The organism is Streptomyces sp. NBC_00988, from assembly GCF_045162645.1.
Classification (GTDB): Bacteria; Actinomycetota; Actinomycetes; order Streptomycetales; family Streptomycetaceae; genus Streptomyces.
Genome location: NZ_CP108730.1, coordinates 11723851 through 11743338, shown reverse-complemented (window position 1 = coordinate 11743338; position 19488 = coordinate 11723851). Strand labels below are relative to the sequence as shown.

14 protein-coding genes are annotated in these 19488 nt (G+C 71.4%); 10 read left to right on the top strand and 4 right to left on the bottom strand.

Features of this window, described 5'->3' with window-relative positions; translation table 11 throughout:
- From OG496_RS52855 to OG496_RS52845, 3 genes are read left to right on the top strand one after another with little or no spacing between them, the layout of a single operon-like run.
- Nucleotides 1-1353, top strand: coding sequence for a Rieske 2Fe-2S domain-containing protein (locus tag OG496_RS52855; RefSeq protein ID WP_405976140.1), 1353 nt, complete (start codon nucleotides 1-3; stop codon nucleotides 1351-1353).
- A 5-nt stretch (nucleotides 1354-1358) separates the two neighbouring features.
- Complete coding sequence (locus tag OG496_RS52850) at nucleotides 1359-2795, top strand: glutamine synthetase family protein (protein ID WP_405976139.1); 1437 nt, start codon at nucleotides 1359-1361, stop codon at nucleotides 2793-2795.
- The gene (locus OG496_RS52845; RefSeq protein WP_405976138.1) at nucleotides 2785-3777 is read left to right on the top strand and encodes a PDR/VanB family oxidoreductase; all 993 of its coding nucleotides are present in this window, start codon (nucleotides 2785-2787) and stop codon (nucleotides 3775-3777) included. The genes OG496_RS52850 and OG496_RS52845 overlap by 11 nt, the downstream gene beginning before the upstream one ends.
- Here OG496_RS52845 and OG496_RS52840 read toward each other — a convergent pair.
- On the bottom strand, nucleotides 3774-4253 hold the full coding sequence (locus tag OG496_RS52840; RefSeq protein WP_405976137.1) for an Lrp/AsnC family transcriptional regulator: 480 nt from the start codon (nucleotides 4251-4253) through the stop codon (nucleotides 3774-3776). The two genes, OG496_RS52845 and OG496_RS52840, sit on opposite strands and share 4 nt — an antisense overlap.
- Nucleotides 4254-4392: 139 nt before the next feature.
- Between OG496_RS52840 and OG496_RS52835 the strand changes: the two genes are divergently transcribed.
- Nucleotides 4393-5631 carry a CynX/NimT family MFS transporter gene (locus OG496_RS52835; RefSeq protein ID WP_405976136.1) on the top strand — a complete coding sequence of 413 codons (1239 nt, stop codon included), beginning with the start codon at nucleotides 4393-4395 and terminating at the stop codon, nucleotides 5629-5631.
- Between the two features lie 25 nt (nucleotides 5632-5656).
- Here the strand turns inward: OG496_RS52835 and OG496_RS52830 are convergent, their stop codons facing one another.
- Entirely contained in the window at nucleotides 5657-8521 is a 2865-nt protein-coding gene (locus OG496_RS52830; protein WP_405976135.1) for an AfsR/SARP family transcriptional regulator, read from the bottom strand.
- A 205-nt stretch (nucleotides 8522-8726) separates the two neighbouring features.
- On the opposite strand from OG496_RS52830, the gene OG496_RS52825 reads away from it, so the two are divergent.
- Nucleotides 8727-9476: a helix-turn-helix domain-containing protein gene (locus OG496_RS52825; protein WP_366495864.1), complete on the top strand. Its 750-nt coding sequence runs from the start codon at nucleotides 8727-8729 to the stop codon at nucleotides 9474-9476.
- A gap of 193 nt (nucleotides 9477-9669) precedes the next feature.
- Nucleotides 9670-12105 (top strand): aminopeptidase N, encoded by a 2436-nt coding sequence (pepN, locus tag OG496_RS52820; protein WP_405976134.1) that lies wholly within the window; start codon nucleotides 9670-9672, stop codon nucleotides 12103-12105.
- A gap of 5 nt (nucleotides 12106-12110) precedes the next feature.
- Here pepN and OG496_RS52815 read toward each other — a convergent pair whose 3' ends face one another.
- On the bottom strand, nucleotides 12111-13301 hold the full coding sequence (locus OG496_RS52815; RefSeq protein ID WP_366495866.1) for a sugar diacid recognition domain-containing protein: 1191 nt from the start codon (nucleotides 13299-13301) through the stop codon (nucleotides 12111-12113).
- Between the two features lie 213 nt (nucleotides 13302-13514).
- Here OG496_RS52815 and OG496_RS52810 point away from each other — a divergent pair, with 213 nt between their 5' ends.
- Genes OG496_RS52810 through OG496_RS52795 form a run of 4 tightly spaced genes read left to right on the top strand, consistent with a single transcriptional unit; the run spans nucleotide 13515 to nucleotide 17283 of the window.
- Complete coding sequence (locus tag OG496_RS52810) at nucleotides 13515-14447, top strand: substrate-binding periplasmic protein (RefSeq protein WP_405976873.1); 933 nt, start codon at nucleotides 13515-13517, stop codon at nucleotides 14445-14447.
- A gap of 9 nt (nucleotides 14448-14456) precedes the next feature.
- Complete coding sequence (locus OG496_RS52805) at nucleotides 14457-15212, top strand: amino acid ABC transporter permease (protein WP_405976133.1); 756 nt, start codon at nucleotides 14457-14459, stop codon at nucleotides 15210-15212.
- On the top strand, nucleotides 15209-16003 hold the full coding sequence (locus OG496_RS52800; RefSeq protein ID WP_405976132.1) for an amino acid ABC transporter ATP-binding protein: 795 nt from the start codon (nucleotides 15209-15211) through the stop codon (nucleotides 16001-16003). Before OG496_RS52805 ends, OG496_RS52800 begins: the two co-directional genes overlap by 4 nt.
- Nucleotides 16000-17283 carry an NAD(P)/FAD-dependent oxidoreductase gene (locus OG496_RS52795; protein ID WP_405976131.1) on the top strand — a complete coding sequence of 428 codons (1284 nt, stop codon included), beginning with the start codon at nucleotides 16000-16002 and terminating at the stop codon, nucleotides 17281-17283. The genes OG496_RS52800 and OG496_RS52795 overlap by 4 nt, the downstream gene beginning before the upstream one ends.
- Here the strand turns inward: OG496_RS52795 and OG496_RS52790 are convergent.
- Nucleotides 17280-19427 (bottom strand): MMPL family transporter, encoded by a 2148-nt coding sequence (locus OG496_RS52790; protein ID WP_405976130.1) that lies wholly within the window; start codon nucleotides 19425-19427, stop codon nucleotides 17280-17282. The two genes, OG496_RS52795 and OG496_RS52790, sit on opposite strands and share 4 nt — an antisense overlap.
- Between the last annotated feature and the right edge of the window lie 61 nt (nucleotides 19428-19488).

The window sequence follows — 19488 nt, the reverse complement described above, 5'->3', positions numbered from 1 at the left end:
ATGCGCGAGGAAGAGAACACACGGCTCACCCGGACCGGGCCCGGTACCCCGGCCGGTGAGTGGATGCGCCGCTACTGGCAGCCGATCGCCCTCAGCGAGGAACTCGACGGTGCACGGCCGCTGGTGGCGCCCAAGGTGATGGGCCAGGACCTGGTCCTGTTCCGCGACGAGCACGGCGAACTCGGCCTCGTCGACCGGGGCTGCCCACACAGGGGCGCCGACCTGGCGCTCGGCCGGCTGGAGGGCAGCGGACTGCGCTGCTGCTTCCACGGCTGGCTGTTCGCCCGTGACGGCTCCTGTCTCGACACGCCTGCCGAGCCGGTCGACAGTCCGCTCAAGTCGCGGGTGCGGCTGGGCAGTTACCCGGTTCGCGAGATCAACGGGATCGTCTGGGGCTACCTCGGCCCCGGCGAACCTCCCCAACTCCCCGCCCTGGACTGCTTCCAGGCGCCCGCCGACCACGCCTTCGCCTGGAAGGGCCTGCTGGAGTGCAACTGGCTCCAGGCCCTGGAGGTCGGCATCGACCCCGCCCACGCCTCCTACCTCCACCGCTTCTTCCAGGACGAGGACCCCGCCGACAGCTACGGAAAACAGTTCCGAGCCGCCTCCCAGGGCACCGACCTCCCGATGACGAAGATCCTGCGCGAGTACGGCCGCCCCGACATCGACGCGGCCCGCACCCCGTACGGCATCCGCCTCACCGCCCGGCGCACGCTCGACGGCACGGACACCCAGGGCCTGCCGATGGACGGCAGCCGTACCCATGTCCGCATCACCCACCAGGTGTTCCCGCACGCCTTCCACATCCCGCTCGACACGGAGACGGCGATCACCCAGTGGCATGTGCCGATCGACGACAACTCCAGTTACTGGTATGCCCTGTTCACCAGCGTCGGCGGCCCGGTGGACCAGGACGAGATGCGCCGGCAGCGGGTCGGCGCGGTCACCCTGCCCGACTACCGGCCGCGCTTCGGCCGCGCGAACGGCTACGGCTACGACCCGCAGGAACAGCGGACGACGACGTACACCGGGCTCGGCTTCGACATCAACGTGCACGACCAGTGGGCGGTTGAGGGCCAGGGATCCGTTCAGGACCGTACCCGTGAGCATCTGGGCCGCTCCGACAAGGCCATCGTGATGTACCGGCGAATGCTCGGCGAGGCCATCACCGCCGTCGAGCGCGGCGAGGACCCGCCGCTGGTGCTGCCCGCCGAGGAGGCCGGACAACTGCACGGACCGGTGGCCCTGGACGGGATCGGCCCCACCGACGGCTGGCTGGAGCACTGGACGGCCGTCACCGACAAGCAGCGCGCCGACAGCAGTTGGGCGCAGCCGCTGGGAACGGACGGCTGAGCCGCGTGGGATTCATCGAACGGCACGGCCTGTGGAACGCCGAACAGGCCGCCGCCGCACGGGAGATAGGCGAGCGCGCCGAGAGCGGCGGGATGACGGTGGTACGGCTGGTCTTCGCCGACCAGCACGGTCTGCTGCGCGGCAAGACCGTCACGATGGGCGAACTCCCCAACGTGCTGCGCGACGGCACCGGCATCGCCTCGTCCCTGCTCGCCAAGGACACCTCGGGGCGGACCGTGTTCCCGCTGTTCACCAAGGAGACGCCACTCGGGCTGCCCGAACTGCGCGGCGCCGCCGACATGGTGATGGTGCCGGACCCGCTGACCTTCCGGATGCTGCCGTGGTCGCCTGGCACGGGCTGGCTGCTGTGCGACCTGCGCTTCACCACCGGCGCACCGGTCCCGCTGTGCACACGCGGGCTGCTGCGCTCGGTCCTCGACCAGGCCGACGGACTGACCTACCGCACCGGTCTTGAGGTGGAGTTCCACCTCTTCCGGCTCGACGATCCCCGTCTGGGGCCGGGCGACCAGGGCCAGCCCGGCGCCGCGCCCGAGGTCGGCATGCTCAACCACGGCTACCAGTACCTCAGCGAGCTGCGCTACGACGAACTCGACCCCATCCTGGACGTCCTGCGCTCCAACATCGAGGGCCTGGGCCTCCCGTTGCGCAGCCTGGAGGTGGAATTCGGCCCGAGCCAGGTCGAGTTGACGCTCCAGCCCGCCGACGGCCTGGGCACGGCCGACGCGATGGTGCTGCTGCGCAGTGCGGTGAAGCAGGTCGCCGCCCGCCACGGCCACCACGCCACCTTCATGTGCCGCCCCCATCTGCCCGGCGTGTTCTCCAGCGGCTGGCATCTGCACCAGAGCATGGTGCGGGACGGCGTGGGTGTCTTCGCGCCGGAGGGCGGCGAACTCACCGCGTCCGGGCCGCCGTTGTCGCCGTACGGGACGGCGTTTCTCGGTGGGCTGCTGCGGCACGCGCGGGCCACGAGTGCGTTCTCGACGCCGACTCTCAATGGTTTCAAGCGTTTTCGCTCGCTGTCGTTGGCACCGGACCGTGCGGTGTGGGGGCGCGACAACCGCGGGGCGATGGTTCGGGTTCTGGGTGACGGACCGTCATCCACCCGTCTGGAGAACCGGATCGGCGAGCCGGCCGCCAATCCCTACCTCTATCTCGCCTCCCAGCTCGCCGCCGGACTGGAGGGCGTGGCGGGCGGCCTGGAACCCGGACCGGCCGCCGACGAGCCCTACGCGGCACGCGCCGAACCACTCCCCCGCTCACTGGGCGAGGCCCTCGACGCACTGGAGTCCGACCGCATGCTCGCCGACCGGCTCGGCAAGGACTTCGTCGCCTACTACACGAGCATCAAGCGAGCCGAGATCAATCGCTTCAGCCAAGAGGTGACCGACTGGGAACAGCGGGAGTACTTCCGTGTCTTCTGACCCTGGCACCCCCTGCGCGACGACCGAACGGCTCCTGGTCCGACAGGCACGCTGGATCGCCCACGAGGTGCTGGAACTCCGTCTGACCCGGCCCACCGGCGGCACCCTGCCGGCCTGGGAGCCGGGCGCGCATGTGGAGTTGACCCTGCCCTCGGGGTTGCGGCGGGCCTACTCGCTGTGCGGGGACATGGCCGACACCGAGGCCTGGACGGTCGCCGTGCACCGCGTGCCCGAGGGGCGTGGCGGCTCCCGGGAGATCCACGAAACCGCCTTGGTGGGCCGGGAGTTGGAAGTACGCGGACCGGTCAACCGTTTCCCGTTGGTGCCCGCGCCGGGCTATCTGCTGCTGGCCGGCGGCATCGGTGTCACCCCGCTGCTGCCGATGGCCCGCGAACTCACCGCCCGCGGCCTGCCCTGGCGACTGATCCTCGGCGCCCGCGACCGGTCCCGGCTCGTGTACGCCGAGGAGTTGGCGGCGCTGGGCGGCGACCGCGTGCTGCTCTTGCCACAGGACGAGGCGGGCCTACCGGACCTGGCGGCCGAACTCGCCGCCACCCCGCCCACGCACGCCGTCTACGCCTGCGGCCCCCAACCGATGCTCGACGCGGTGACGACCTTGTGCCGTACGGCTGCCCCGGCGCGGTCACTGCACCTGGAGCGCTTCACCGCGGCCGCGCCCGCCGACGCGATCCCGGACCAACTCGACGCCGCGAGCGGGGAGTTCGAGGTGGTACTCAGCCGTTCGGGCCTGCGGCTGACCGTGCCCGCCGACCGTTCCGTGCTGGACGTCGTCCGGGAGAAGCTCCCGGACGTGCCGTACTCCTGCGAGGAGGGTTACTGCGGTACCTGCGAGACTCCGGTCACGGCCGGGGTCCCGGACCACCGCGACACGGTGATCGAGCCGTCCGAACGCCCCACCGCCACCACGATGATGATCTGCGTGAGCCGCTGCGACTCCTCGGTGCTGGAGCTGGACCTCTAGGTGGTTCGCCCTTTCGCCAGGCGGTACAGGAGGGCCCGGGGCCGGTACGGGATGACCTCGGCCAAGGAGATGGCGGTGCTGGTCCGGTCGACTCCGTCGATGGCGAGGATCGCCTTGGTGATGCGGTGCAGGTCCGCGGTGTCCTTGGCGACGACATGGGCGAGGAGGTCGGCGTCGCCGGTGGTGTAGTGCACCTCGATGACTTCGGGGAGGTCGAGCAGTCCCTCGTGCACGCTCTCGGGCTCGGCCTGGCTCACGGCGAGCGACATGAACGCCACCAGGCCGTACCCGAGGGCGGCGGGGTCGACGCGTCGACTCACGGGTTTGAACACACCCTCGGCGGCCATCCTCCGCAGCCGCGCGTGAACGGTGTTACGGGCCACGCCCAGGGTCTGAGCCAGGGCGAGGATCGTCGCGTCCGGGTCGTCGTCCAGGGCCAGGACGATCCGGGCGTCCAGCGGGTCCATCAGTGTCATGGTGCGCATTCTGCCACCGGGTCCCTTAACCATTGAGCATCTGTCGTAGCGAGAAGAGTCTGTATTGCGCGAATGCCCTGTCGTGTGGTCAAGGTGGTGAGCCGTTCCACGCCTCCGCCCTGATGAAGGACCGCCCGCCATGGCCTTGAGTTCGCACCCCGCCGGTACCGGTCGCTCCTGGGTCGTCATCGTCGCCGCCGGGGTGGCTGCCGGGCTGCAGGTGTGGAAGGTGCCGCCCGCGCTCCCGTTCCTGCGGCACGACCTGTCGCTGAGTCTGGTCCAGGCCGGGACCCTGCTGGGGATCGTCCAACTGGCCGGGATGCTCGGGGGACTTGCCGTCTCGCTGCTGGCCGAGTTGATCGGTGAGCGACGCTGTCTGAGCGCGGGGCTGGTCCTGCTGTTCCTCGGTTCGGCGGGCGGTGGATTCGCCTGGTCGGCCGCGCCGCTGTTGGCCTCGCGGGCGGTCGAGGGAGCCGGTTTCATCCTGGTGGCGGTGACCGGCCCGGGGCTGATCCGGCGCACCGCTCCGCCCGCCCGCTTCACCACGGCGATGGGGTTCTGGGGCGCCTACCAGGGCATCTCCACCTTCACCGGTCTCATCGTCGGCGCGCTGGCCCTCCAGGAGATGCCCTGGCGGGTGTGGTGGTGGGGCATGGCCGTGATCGCGCTGCTGCCGTTGCCGTGGGTCCTGGCCAGGGTTCCCCGGGACGACGCGGGTGGTGTGCGTGGCGCGGCGGCAGCCCTCGCGCGCATCGGCCGTACCGTCCGGGCACCGGGCCCCTGGACGGCAGGACTCGTCTTCGCCTGCTACACCCTGCCGTGGATGGCGGTGGTCGGATTCCTGCCCACCATCTACCGTGACGGCGGGATGACGGGCAGTTGGCCGGGCATCCTCAGTGCGGTGGTCGGTGCGGCGAACGCCGTCGGCTCGATCGCCACCGCGGCGCTCATGAAGCGCGGCCTGCCCACCCGCTCCCTCATCGTCCCCGCGTTCGTCCTCATGGCCGTCACTTCCGTGCTGGCGTTCGCCGTCGACTGGCACGGCCTCCCGGCAGGTACCGCTTGGCAGTTCGTGTGTGTCACGGTCTTCTCGCTGACCGGCGGTGCGATACCGGCGACCTTGCTGCGCATGATCGGTGAGCTGACGCCGGCCGGCGGTTCCGCTCCCGCCACCATGGGTCTGATCCAACAGCTGTTCAACGCCGGCAGTTTCGTCGGTCCCACCGCCGCCGCGTGGCTGGCCACCCGTACCGGCGACTGGCACTCCACCTGGTGGCTGACCTGTGCCTGCACGGCCGCGGGCATCGCCCTCAGCCGTCGCCTGAGGCCGCGGACCAAGGCCCCAGTGCCGGACGCAACGGCCGCAAAGTGCACCTGAGTTGAGAAGCCGGCAGCACCAGCCGCTACGACGGCGGACCGTCCCCGACACGCTCCCGCAGCCCCGCGCGGATGGGATCGTCGTCAGGCAGGCCGAGTTCGGTGGTCAGGGCGAGCGCACGGGTCCACACCTCGTGGGCCGCGTCGGACTGGCCGGCGCCGCGGTGGCTGTCACCGAGGCAGATGAGACAGGCGGCCTCGCTGTGGCGGTCCCCGGTGGCGCGGAACAACCGGGCCGCCTGCCGGTAGCGGTCGACTGCCTGTTGGTAACGGCCCAGTTGATGGTGGATGTAGCCCAGGCTGTCGGAGGTGTGGGCCTGCCCGGCCACGTCTCCGGCCGCCCGCGCGAGTTCGAGGGCCTGCTCACAGTGTGCCAGCGCGCGGAGATGGTCGCCGAGGTTCGCCTGTCGCCAGCCGATGTGGTTCAGCGCCGCGGCCTGTCCCGCCCGGTCGCCCGCGGCCCGGTAGTGCTCCAGACTCCGGTACGCGTGTTCCAGCACGAGCTCGGAACTGCCCTGTTCTGCCGACATCCGCGAGAGATGCTGATGGGTCCGGGCCTGGCCCGCGTCGCTGCCCAGCGCGGCGAAGAGTTCGAGTGCCCTCAGATAGTGCTCCCGGGCCGGCTCCGGACACTTCAACCGGTCCAGGGCCAGCCCCAGAGCGCGGTGCGCGCCCGCCCGGCCGGCCAGGGCGCCCTCCCGTTCGGCAGCCATCAGAGCGCTGCGCGCGGCAGTGAGCAACGCCTGCCAGTATCCGTACCGGTCCAGGAAGGTGGCCAGCACCGTGACCAGCCGCCACACGTGACCGTCGAAGCCGGGCTGCGGGTGCCGCACGATCTCCAGCAGCACCGGGTGCTCGGCGACGAACCAGGCCAGCGCCTGGCCGTAGTCCTCGGGCTGCGACACGTTCGCGCCCGGCCTGGGAGGAGGTACCTCCACCGGATTGGGCTGCGGGGTCACCAGGACGTCGGCCGCGCGCGCGGAGTGCAGGTAGTGGTCCATCATCCGGTGCACCGCCGACCGGCGTTCCCACTCGTCGTCGTACGCGGTCACGAGTTCCCCGGCGTACACGCGCAGCAGGTCGTGGAAGGCGTATCGCCCCGGCGCGTGCTCAACCAGCAGGTGCCCGCCGGTCAGTTCGGCCAGCAGCGCACGGACGCGCTCGGGCGGTGCTCCCGCCAGCGCGGCCGCCGCGCGCTGGTCCAGGTCGGGTCCCGGGTGCAGTGCCAGCAGGCGGAACAGCCGGGCCGCGGCGGGGCTGAGCGCGCTGTAGGACCAGGAGAACACCGCCCGTACCTGGCTGGACTCCTCGCCGCCGTCGAGCGCGTCCAACCGGCCGCCCGCTTCCCGGAGTTCCTCCGCGAGTGTTCCCAGGGGCTGATGCGGTTGCGCGGCGGCGCGTGCCGAGACCACGGCCAGGGCGAGGGGCAGTCCCGCGCACCAGGTGACGACGTCCGCCACCGCCGCCGGTTCGGCCGCGACCCGGCCCGCGCCGAGCCGTTCCGCCAGTACGTCCCGTGCGGCGGCCGGTGTCAGCGGGTCGACCGCGAGCAGATGGGCGCCCTCCGTCGCGGCCAGCCCGGTCAGCCGGTTCCGGCTGGTCACCAGCGCCATGCAGCCGACGGCACCCGGCAGCAGCGGGCGTACCTGCTCCTCGTCGCGGGCGTTGTCGAGTACGACCATCACCCGACGCCCCGTCAACAGGCTTCGGTACAGGCCGACTTGGGCCTCCAATCCCGGCGGCACCCGCTCCGGCCGTACGCCGAGCGCGTCCAGGAACCCGCGTACGGCCTCGGTCGGCTGCACCACCGATCCCTGCGGGTCGAACCCTCGCAGGTTCACGTACAACTGCCCGTCGGGGAACGCACTTCCGACCCTCCGCGCCCAGTGCACGGCGAGGGCGGTCTTCCCCACGCCCGCCATGCCCGACACCGCGGAGATGACCACGGCGGCGGACTCTCCCTCGGCCGAGGCGAGGATCGCGGCGAGCCGGGCCAGTTCCCCGTCGCGGCCCGTGAACCCTCGTACAGCCATGGGGAGTTGGGCGGGAAGCTCGGTGTGTCGCAGCACCGCCGACGGCCCGGTCTGTCGTATGACCGCCGACGGCTCGGGGCGCGGGGGCGACGCGGAACGGTGGCCGCGCAGGATCGACTGGTGGAGCTGGCGCAGCGCCGGTCCGGTGTCCGTGCCGAGTTCCTCGGCCAGCCGTTTGCGGACGGCGGCGTAGCAGTCCAGGGCCTCCGCGCTGCGGCCGGTCTCGTGCAGGGCCCGCATCAGGGCTTCGGCCAGGGGTTCCGCGAGCGGGTACTCGCCGAGCAGGCCGGTCAACGGGCCGATGAGGGACGCGGGTTCACCGTGGCGCAGTTCCGCGCGGGCCCAGCCGACAGCCGCGTCCTGGTGCTGACGCCGCCAGGCCTCGCGCATCCGGGCCGCCCACTCCCCGTTCAGCCCGGACAACGGCTCCCCGCGCCACAGGTCGAGCGCCTCGCGCAGCAGGAGCGCCCGCGCCGGTTCGGCGGGCGCCGCCGCCCTCGCCTGGTCGACCAACTGCCGGAACCGGTACACGTCCACCTGGTCCGGGCGGGCCTCCAGCAGGTATCCGCCGGAACGGCGCACCACTAATAAGGGTTCCCGCGCGGTCTCGGGGGCCTGCTCGCACATCCGACGTATCCGGGCGACATGGGCGTGCACCGCGCCGCGCGCGCCGTCCGGCGCGCGCGGGCCCCAGACCCGCTCGATGACCACGTCGACGGCGACGGGCCGGCCGACGTCCACGGCCAACGCGGCCATCACGGTGCGGCGTTGGGGCGGGCCCACCTCCACCGCGCGCCCCAACGCCGACAGTTCCACCGGCCCGAGCAACTGCACGTCCACCATGGTGTCCACCTCCACCTACACAGAGCCTCCTCCTTTTCTTCACGAACGCGTGTGCGGCGCGACAAGGCTTCGACAAGGTTTCCCGCCACACACCGGTGCGAATCTGCTGGGGAAGGGACGGGGCGCCGACCGCGTCCCGTCCATGCACGACGGCAGGGCCGTCGCCTGGCGGCTGCGCAACAGGCAAACGGGGGCGAGACGTGTGATCACACAGGGAGTGATGGCACCTGATACACGGGTGCCGGTACCGCGGCCGGAGACCTTACCGGCCGCCACGGGGAACGCCGGCGGAAGGAGTGTTCTGGAGGGCGCCTTCGCGCTGCTGGAGGCGGTGGAGCGGGCCGTGGAGGCGGGGCCGACGAGGCTGGCGGCCGACTGCGGGCTGCCCAAGACGACCGCGTACCGGCTGCTGGAACAACTCGCGGACCTGGGCGCGGTCGAACGGTGCGGGGGGAGTTACCGGGTGGGCCCGCGGATGTTCCGCCTGGGGAGCGCCTGGCAGCCGCATCCCCAACTGCGCGCCGCCGCACGGGAACCGATGCGGCGGCTGGCTCAGCTCACGGGTACGACGGTGGGGATCGCCGTCCTGTGGAAGGGCGAGACGCTGATGGTCGAGTGGTGTCCCGAGGACGCCCGGCGGCCCGATCCGCTGGAGACCCGGATGACCTGGCCGTGGTTCACCGCGGCGGGCAAGGTCCTGGTGGCCACGGCCGCGCCGGCACCCCTGCTGGGGCCGCTGCCCGCGTCCTGGGCGCGGGACGCCGACGCGATACGGGAGCGCGGTGCCGCGTTCGACCGGGAGGAAGTGGTAACAGGCGTGTGCTGCGCGGCAGTTCCGCTGCTCGGGGTGCGCGGCACTCCCGTGGCGGCCCTGTGCGTCCTCACCGACCCAGCCCACCACTTGGAACGGCTCGCGGAGACCGCGCGCCGGACGGGGCGGGTGATCAGCGCGGGGTTGCGGGGGCGGTGACACGTCCTCGAACACGCCGGGCACCCGGTCAGGGGCCGGGCGCCCGGCGTGGCGTTCCAGGTGATCGACCGCCGTCCCGCACGAGACGGCGGTCGATCGACCGTGGCCGAAGCCGACACCCCCGAAAACCCCTGCGTTCCCCGCCGATCCACGTCGTACGCTGACGGCCGCTGTCTGCCGAGGGAGGACACACATGGGGATCCGAAGCCTGACCCGCACCGAAGCCGAGCGCCGGGCCGCGCTGGTCGCGGTCGAGCGGTACGACGTGGACGTCGATCTGACCGCACTGCCCGACGGGCCGGAGGTCCGCTGCGTCTCCACCGTGGCGTTCACGTGTCGCGAGCCGGGCGCGGAGACCTTCGTGGACTGCGCGGCACGGGTGCTGAGCGCGACATTGAACGGGGTCGGACTCGCCCCCGCCGAGGACGGACGGATCCGGCTCCCCGGCCTCGCCGAGCACAACGTGCTGCGGGTGGAGAGCGTGCAGGCCGACACCACGGCCGGCGAGGGCGTGCACAAGGCGACGGACCCCGCCGACGGCGAGGTGTACGTGTGGATGAGCTTCGAACCGGACGAGGCCCGCTTCGTCTGGGCCTGCTTCGACCAACCGGACCTCAAGGCCCCGCACGCCTTCACCGTCACGGCCCCGTCCGCCTGGACCGTCACCAGCAACTCCGGCGACGCACGCGTCGAGGAACTGGACGAGGCCCGCCGCTGGACCTTCCCGGACACCCCACCCCTGTCCGTGTACAACACGGTGATCAACGCGGGCCCCTTCCACGAGGTCCGCCGCGAGGTCGACGGCCACAACCTGGGCCTGTACTCCCGCAGTTCACTCGCCGAGGTCCTCGAACGCGACGCCGACGAGATCTTCACCCTCACCCACCAAGGTCTCGCCTTCTACGCCGAGGCCTTCGCGATGCCGTTCCCGCAGCGCCGCTACGACCAGGTGTTCATGCCCGAGTTCGGCGGGGCGATGGAGAACTACGGCTGTGTGACCTGGTCGGACGCGTTCCTTCGCCGGGCCGCGCCGACCCCGGCCGAACACGGGCTGCTGGCACGGGTGTTGCTGCACGAGATGGCGCACATGTGGTTCGGCAACATCGTCACCATGCGCTGGTGGGACGACCTCTGGCTGAACGAGGCGTTCGCGGAGTTCGCCTGCCACTGGGCGGCCGAGCGCGCCACCCGGCACACGGACGCGTGGGCGAGCCATCTGATGATCGGCAAGATCAGCGCGTACCTGTCCGACCAGGGTCCGGCCTCGCACCCGATCCACCAGCCCATCCACGACGTCGCCCAGGCCGCGTCGATCTTCGACAACATCACGTACCCCAAGGGCGCGTCCGTCCTCCAGCAGCTCAAGACATACGTCGGCGAGGACCACTTCAGGACCGGCATGGCCGCCTACTTCGCCCGCCACGCCTGGGGCAACACCACACTCCAGGACCTGATCAACTCCCTGTCCGAGGCCAGCGGCCGCGACCTCGACACCTGGCGCACCGCCTGGTTGGAGACGGCGGGCACCGACCGCTTCACCCTGGAGCGCGACGGCGACACGATCACGCTGGTGGCCGCCGCCGACCCGCGTCCGCAGGTCCTGGCGGTGGGCGCGTACGCCCGGAACGGCGACGCGCTGGAGCGCCGGGCGCTGGTCCGGGTCGAGGTGACGGAGCCCCGCACCACGGTCACCGGCCTCCCGTCCGACGCCGACGTCCTGTTGATCAACGACGACGATCTGACGTTCGCGACGACCCGCCCGGACCCCACGACCAGGGACGCCCTCTTCCGTACGGCGGCGCAGTTGCCCACGGCCGTCTCCCGGGGCGTGGCCGCGGCCACCGTGTGGGACATGCTGACGACCGGCGAGGCCACGGCGGCGGAGGCCGGGCGGTGCCTCACCTCGGTGCTGACGGCCGAGACGTCCGACGCGGTGATCGAGCCCTATCTGACCCTCGCCGCGAACGTCTCGGAACTGTGGGCGCCGCCCGCCGAGCGCGCCGAGTTGTCGGCGGCGGTGGCGGCGGCCTGTCGCGACCTCGCCGGAGACCCGGGCCGCCGTCAGGTCGCGCTGCGCGGGCTGGCCCGTACCGCGACGACGCCGGACGATCTCGCCTGGCTGCGCGAACAGGCCGGTGACGACGTGGACCTGCACTGGCGCGCGCTGATCCGCGAGGCGGAACTGGGCGGCGACGTCACGGCGGAATCCGACCGTCTGCTCGCGCGAGACCCGGACCCCGACGCCTGGCTCCGCGCCCTCACCGTACGGGCCGCCCTGCCCGACGCGGCCACGAAGGCGGAGGTCTGGCAGCAGTTGGTCGTGGACCGTACGGTCCCCATCAACTCGGTCGGCCTGGTCGCGGCGGCCTTCTGGCGCCCCGGCCAGGACGAGCTGCTCGCGCCCTACGCCGAGCGCTACCTGGAGGCGGTCCCGAAGCTGCACCAGGGCGGGATGATCCTGGCGATGAGCTACACGCACCGCCTCTTCCCGCTGCACGCCATCGACCCGACGTACATCGAGCGGGCCCGTGACGCTTCCCGTGAGGCGGTCCCGGTGGTCCGCCTCACGCTCCTGGAGCGCTCGGACGAGGTGAGCCGGATGCTCCGCGCCCGGGGCACGTCGGCCTGACGCGCTCAGCGGCCCGTTCCACCACCCAACCGGTCGGCCAGGCACGCCAGATAGAGGGCCATGGCCGTCCGGTACTCCCGCAGGGAGCGGCCGGTGATCTGCTCGATCTTGTTCATCCGGTAGACGACGGTGTTCCGGTGGATGTGCAGGGCCTCGGCGGTACGGACGAGGTTGAACCCGCTCTCGCACCAGGCGGTCACCGTGTCGCGGAGGGCCGGCCAGTCCGGCTGAGCGCGCAGTTCGGTGGCGGTGAGGTCCAGCAGGCGGTTGCGGGCCGCCTGGCTCACCGCCGTCACCACCTGGTGGACCCGTAGGTCGGTGATCAGGTGGACGGGTGCGGCCTCGGCGAACCGGGCACCGAGTCGCAGCGCGTCGCACGCGTCCTGGTAGGAGTCGTGCAGGCCGCCGACGGAGGTGGCGGGCTCACCGATACCGGCGCGGGCGACGAGCCCGTCCTGGGCCGCGATGAGATCGGTGACCCGTCGGCAGTCGGCGACGAGGGAGGTCGTGGAGCATCCGGTGGGGAGCCGGTGCAGGACTCCGATCCACCCGGGCGCGGTGGAGGCGACGATGTCCTGGGGGTCGGCGAAGATCTCCCCCACGGTGCGCAGCAGTTCGGAGCGGACCAGGGCCATGTCCCGGCTCTGGGTGCCGCCCTGGCGGCGGGGCGCGGGGTGGGGCACGCTCACCTCGAAGGCGACGGCGACCCGTCGTAGACGCAGGTCGAAGCCGAGTTCGGCGGCACGGAACACGAGGAAGTCGCCCTCGACGACCTGGGGGTCGTAGGACGCGATGTCGGCGAGGAGTTTCTCGGCGGCCCGTTCGGCGAGCAGCCGGGAGCGCAGCATCACGGACTCCCGGAGCAGGATCTCCGTCTGGCGTTTGACGAGGAGTCCGAAACGGCGGACCTGGGCGGGTGTGCCGGTGATGCCGACCGTGCCCACGGCCTGCCCGTTGGTGATCAGCGGGAGGGTCATCCCGGGGCGTACGCCGCGCAGTTGCTGCGCCTGGGAGGCGCTGTGCGTGGCTGGTTCCTTCGTACGGACGACATCGACGGACGCCTCGTGGAAGCTGCCGACGCGGCTGCTGTCTCCGCTGCCGATGACGATGCCCTCCGCGTCCGTGATCAGCACGTTGAAGCCGATGACGGCGGAGGTGTCCCCGGCGATCTCCTGGGCGAGTGACGGGCTGAGCACGGGGATTCCTCCCGTCGCGGGCGAGCCGGATTGGACGCACCGTACAGCGGACCGCGCGAATCCGGCCACAACTTCGTACGAAGTGGACGATGACGCACGGTCGGCTGATGCCTAGCGTATGGGCCCAATCACTTCCCGCCGAGGGCACAGCGCGGTGAACGGCGGGTCCCTTCAGTGCCGATCCCTCAGTGCCGATACGGAAGGCCCGTGCCGATGATCCGTGTGCGCTCGCTCGCCGTCGCGTTGTCCGCGACGCTGATGTTGTCCACCGTCGCCGCCTGTGGTTCCGGGAGCGACGACGCCCCGAAGAACGTCTCCGCGAAGACCGCCGCCCTGGGCACGCTCACGCCCGGCGTCCTCAAGGTGGCCGTCCAGCCGTACGCGCCCTACACCACCGAGCAGGGCGGGAAGATCGTCGGGCTGGACGGCGACATCCTCACCTACGTGGCCAAGAAGCTGGGCCTGGAGATCAAGCCCCAGGTCACGGACTTCGCCGGCATGCTCGCCGGGGTCCAGTCCCGCCGCGTCGACATCACAGTCGGCGGTGTCGCCTGGTCCGCGGACCGGCAGAAACAGGGGCTGTTCACCGACCCGCCGTACTACTCGCCCCCGGCGATGGCCGTCCGCAGCGGCAAGACGTACAAGACGGTCGCCGACCTCAAGGGCCGCAGCCTCGGCACGGTCGACGGCTATGTCTGGGTCAAGTCGATCCAGGCCGTACCCGGGGCGAAACTGCACGCCTACCCGGACGCCAACGGGGTGTTCGACGACCTCGGCGCCGGCCGGATCGACGTCGGCTTCCTGGACCCGCTGATCATCATCGCGGCGCAGAAGCAGCGTCCGGACCTGAAGATCGCCACCGAGTACCTGACCCCGCCGACCGCCGCCGAGGTGAAGGCGAAGCCGGCCCTCCAGTACTTCGAGCCGTACCAGACGGGTTTCTATCTCCCCAAGAAGGCAGGCAAGTTGGAGCGGGCGATCTCCGCGCAGATCGACGCCATGTACAAGAACGGCGAGTTGGCGAAGCTCGTCAAGAAGTACGGCGGCGATCCCGAGCAGTTCCTGAAGCCCGCCGCCGATGTCGCCGCCGCCCGACGCGGTGTGGACCGGTCGGGCGACTGGACACCGCCGTCCATCGGGAAGTGAGGAACTGACATGTCGGGTCTCTTCCAAGTCCCCTGGTCCGACTACCGGTCGGACCTGATCGACGCGCTCTGGCGCACGGTCTCGTACACGGTGGTCAGCTTCACCGGCGCGGTCGTGCTGGGCCTGGTCGTGGCGCTGCTCCGGCTCAGCAAGGCGTGGCCCGCGCGGGCCGTCGCCGCCGTCTACACGGAGATCTTCAAGAACGTCCCGCTCCTCGCCATCATCTTCCTGACCTACTTCGGTCTGGCCTCGGCCGGTGTCCGGCTGGACGTGTTCACTGCCGGGTGTCTGAGTCTCGTCGTTTTCTACGCCGCCTATCTGTCCGAGATCTTCCGGTCCGCGATCAGCGGGGTGCACGACGGGCAGACCGAGGCCGGTGAGGCGCTGGGGCTGGGCCGGGTGGGCATCTTCGTCCACATCGTGCTGCCGCAGGCGGTCCGGCAGGCGCTGGCCGGTACCAACACCATGCTGGTCGACCTGTTGAAGTCCACCTCGCTCCTGGTCACCGTGTCCGCCGCCGAGTTGATGTCGGAGGGACGGCTCATCACGTCCGCCACCTTCCGGGCGCTGGAGGTGTACCTGGTCATCTCGGCCATCTACTTCGCCCTGTGCTATCCGCTCTCCCAACTCCTTCTGCTGCTGGAGCGCAAGGTGCGCGCGGGCGTCCCGCTGTCCCCCTGGCGACGGCGCCGGGTGCGTACGGCGCGGGCGCTGCTCGCCGCCGAGCTCGGCACGGGGGCCAACCTGAAGGAGTCTGCCGTATGACCGAGCCCGTCACCACGGCGAAGACCGCCCCAACTGCCCCTGCGGAAGCGATCGTTCGGATCGAGGGGCTGAGCAAGTCCTTCGACGGCCGGCTCGTGCTCGACGACGTGAGTCTTGAGGTCGACCGCGGCCGGATCGTCAGCGTCATCGGGCAGAGCGGCGGCGGCAAGACGACGCTGATGCGCTGCGTGAACCTGCTGGAGCGCCCCGACCGGGGCACGGTCGAGGTCGCCGGGGAGGTCGTGCACCGCGACGGCCGCATCGTCTGCCGGGACCTGCCCGGACTGCGCCGCACGGTCGGCATGGTCTTCCAGCGTTTCAACCTCTTCCCGCATCTGACGGCCGTGGAGAACATCGTGGTCGCCCAACGCAAGGCCGGCGTACCGGAGTCGGAGGCCCTGGAGCGGGCCGTCAGTCTGCTGCGCCGGGTCGGGGTGGCCCACCGCGGCCTCGCCCTGCCCGACCGGCTCTCCGGCGGTGAGCAGCAACGCGTCGCCATCGCCCGCGCGTTGGCGCTCCGGCCCGAGGTGCTGCTCTTCGACGAACCCACCTCCTCCCTCGACCCGGAGGCCACCCGCGAGGTGCTCGGCGTGATGCGCGAACTGGCCGCGGACGGCATGACGATGCTGCTGGTCACCCATGAACTCCCCTTCGCCCGAGAGGTGTCCGACCACGTCGTCTTCGTCGACGGCGGCCGGATCGTGGAGGAGGGCCGTCCCCACCAGGTCATCGACCACCCGGAACAGGCCCGCACCCGCGAGTTCCTCGCCTCCTACGGATCGACGTCATGACCGGGCACGGCGGTCCGGTCGTCGTGGTCGGCGGCGGTGTCGTGGGCCTGTGCACGGCCTACTACCTGGCCGAGGCCGGCCTGGAGGTGGAGGTCGTGGAGCGGCGCGCCCTGGGTTCCGGGGCGTCCCGGGGCAACGCGGGCTGGGTCTGCCTCAGCCATTCGACACCGATCCCGGCCCCCGGCGTGGTGCGCTACGCGCTCCGCTCCCTGGGGCGCCCGGACTCGCCCCTGTATCTACGGCCGCTGCCCGATCCGGCGTTCGTACGGTGGCTGTGGCGGTTCTGGCGCAGCAGCACACCGGCCGCGTTCCGGCGCGGCTACACGGCGATCGTCGAGCTGAACCGCACCACGTTCGACCTCTTCGACGGGTTGCGCGCGGCCGGGGTCGAGACCGGTCTGACCCGGCCGGGCATGGTGCACGCGTTCCTCTCCCCCGCCGAGGCCCGCCATCACCTCGCCGTCCAGCGGCAGATGGCGCACGGCCGCTATCCGATGCCGGACGACGTGGTCACGGGCGACGCGGCCCGCCTGCTCGACCCGGCGCTGTCCGACCGCGTCCGCGCCGCCTATCTGGTCGAGGGCGAGGGCGTGGTCGATCCGGAGGCGTTCGCCCGCGCCCTGGGCGAGGCCCTCACCGCGTCCGGGGTGAAGATCCACGAGAACACGGAGGCCACCGGGTTCCGCACCGAGGGCGGCCGGGTCACCGCGCTGCGCACCGCGACCGGTGAGATCCCGTGTTCGTCCCTCGTCATCGCGGCGGGCATGCGCTCCTCGGACCTGCTCGGCTCGCTCGGCCATCCCCTGCCGCTCCAGGCGGGGAAGGGCTACAGCTTCTCGGTCGACCTGGATCCGGCGCCCCGGCACACGCTGTACTTCGGCGAGCGCAGGGCCGTCGCCTCGCCGATCGGCCCCACTACGCGCATCGGCGGCACGATGGAGCTGAGCGGCAACAACAACCGCCTCGACTGGCGCCGCATCGTCGCCGTCGCGCTCGCCAGCCGGCACTATCTCGGCCGTTGGTTCGACGACCCCGACGACCTGGTGAGCCTCATCCGCGACCCCTGGGTGGGCGGCCGGCCCTTCCTCCCCGACGGGCTTCCGGTCATCGACCGCGTCCCCGGGCACGACAACGCGTTCGCGGCGACCGGGCACGGCATGCTCGGCGTCACCCTGGGGCCCGTCACCGGGCACCGGCTCGCCGAGTACGTGCGCACCGGTCGCCGCCCCGAGGCACTCACGCCGTTCCGCTTCGGCAGGGGGCCCTGGGCGAAGGCCTAGTCGGCGGGTGGCGTCGGCTCAGGCGCGGAGGGTTCCGGGTGCGGTGAGGACGGCTGTACCCGCAGTGGGCGGGCCGCCCAGGCGGGCAGGTGCCAGTTCCAGCCGCCGAACAGGGAGACGAGGGAGGGAACGAGCAGCATCCGCACGATGGTCGCGTCGAGCAGGATGCCGATGCCCAGGCCGGTCGCCAGCGTCTTGAGATCGGTGCCCGGTCCCGAGGCCAGTGCGGCGAAGGCGAGGAAGAGGATGAGTGCGGCGCTGGTGACGAGTCGGCCGGTGCGGCCGATGCCCTCGACGACCGCGTCGTCGGTGGAGAGGCCGGCGTCGTACTCCTCCCGGATGCGGGAGAGGATGAACACCTCGTAGTCCATGGACAGTCCGAACAGGAACGCGAAGATCATGATCGGGATCCAGAACGTGACGGCCCCGGTCGCGGCGATGCCGAAAAGCGTGTTCGAGCCGTGGCCGTCCTGCCAGAAGAGCACCATCAGGCCCAGTGTCGCCGCCAGCGAGATCAGGTTGAGCAGCACCGCCTTCAACGGCAGCAGCAGCGAGCGGAAGGCGCGCACGAGCAGGACGTACGTCAGCAGCGCGATGATCGTGAGCATCAGCGGGAAGTTGCCGTAGACGGCGTGCAGGAAGTCGATCTGTGCCGCGCCGACGCCGGCGACACCGACGACCCCGGGCAGGTGCTCGGTGGCGGTCTTGACCCGTCGGACCACGTCGACGCTCTTCGAGTTCACCGTCTCGGTGTCCGGGATCACGACGACGATGCTCTGTCCGCCCCGGTTGCCCGCGGGCCCGGTCGGCACGAGCACGCTGGTCACACCGTCGACCTTGGCCAGCTCGGCGGCGACAGGTTTCGCCCGGTCGGTACTGACCAGGACCTCCATCGGGGTCAGGGCGCCGGTCGGGACGCCGCCCCGCTCCAGGGTCTGCAGGGTGTCGTAGGCCGGGCCGTTCTTGGCCAGCGACTCCGAGGAGGCGAGGCCGATCTTGATGCCGAGGAAGACGCCGACCAGGGCCGCGAGGGCGGCCAGCGCGGCGGCGGCCGCGATCCAGCGGCGCCGTACGACGGCGGCGGTCCAGCGGCTCCAGAACCGGCTCGCCCGGTTCTCGTGCCGGATCTTGGGCCAGTCGACCTTCGGCCCGATGCCGCCCAGGATCGCGGGGGTCAGGGTGAGCGTCGTCAGCACGCTCGCGAGCGGGATGAGCGCGCCGCCGTAGCCCATGCTGCGCAGGAACGGGACGGGCAGGACGACCAGGGAGAGCAGGCCGATGGCGACCGTGACGCCGCTGAACACGATCGCGTGTCCGGCGTGCTGCATCGCGACCACGACCGCCTCGTGGTTGTCCCGGCCGCGGTCGCGCTCCTCGCGCCAGCGGGTGACGAACAGCAGCGAGTAGTCGATCGCCACGCCCAGGCCGATCAGGGCGACCAGGAACTGCACGATGAACGACACGTCGGTGGCATACGTGAGCGGCAGGAGCATCACGAAGGTCGCGAGGATCGACACCGCGGCCACGAGCAGCGGCAGCAGGGCGAGGAAGGAGGCGAACACGAAGGCGAGGACGGCGAGTGCGCCGACGGCACCGAGGAGTGTCTCGCCGAGCACTCCGGGTCCGCCCCCGTCGTCGCCGCCGGAGGCCAGGGGGTCCTCGCCGGTCACGCCGATCGCCGCGCCCGCCGGCCTGGCCTGCTCGGCCGCCGCGCGGATCGGATCGGTCAGCGGCTTCTGGCTGGGCGACGGGTTGAACCGGTAGAACACCAGCGCGTAGGCGGTGCGGTCGTCCTTCGTCCGGAAGGCCTTGTCCCCGGTGTTCGCCTCGTCGATCACCCGCACACCCGGTACCGCCGTGCCGACGGCCGTGAACACCTTCCCGACGTCCGTCTCGTGACCGGTGATCGTCTGCCCGGCCGGCAGGGTGACCGCCACCAGATAGGGATTGGTGTCGCCGCCACTGCCGAAGGCGTCCTCGATCTTGTGCGCGGTCACGGTGCCGGGCTGGCCGGGCAGGGAGAAGTCGATCGTCAGCCGGTCCGTGGTGCGACCGGCCAGCAGGATGCCGGCGACCAGCACCAGACCCCAGAACGCCACCACCGCCTTGCGATGCCGAAGAACGAATTCCGCCCACCGTCGCATGCCGGACCTTCCCCGGATCGTTGGTTGCGCGAGTCTAGTCCGCCGCTCCCTTCCTCCGCCA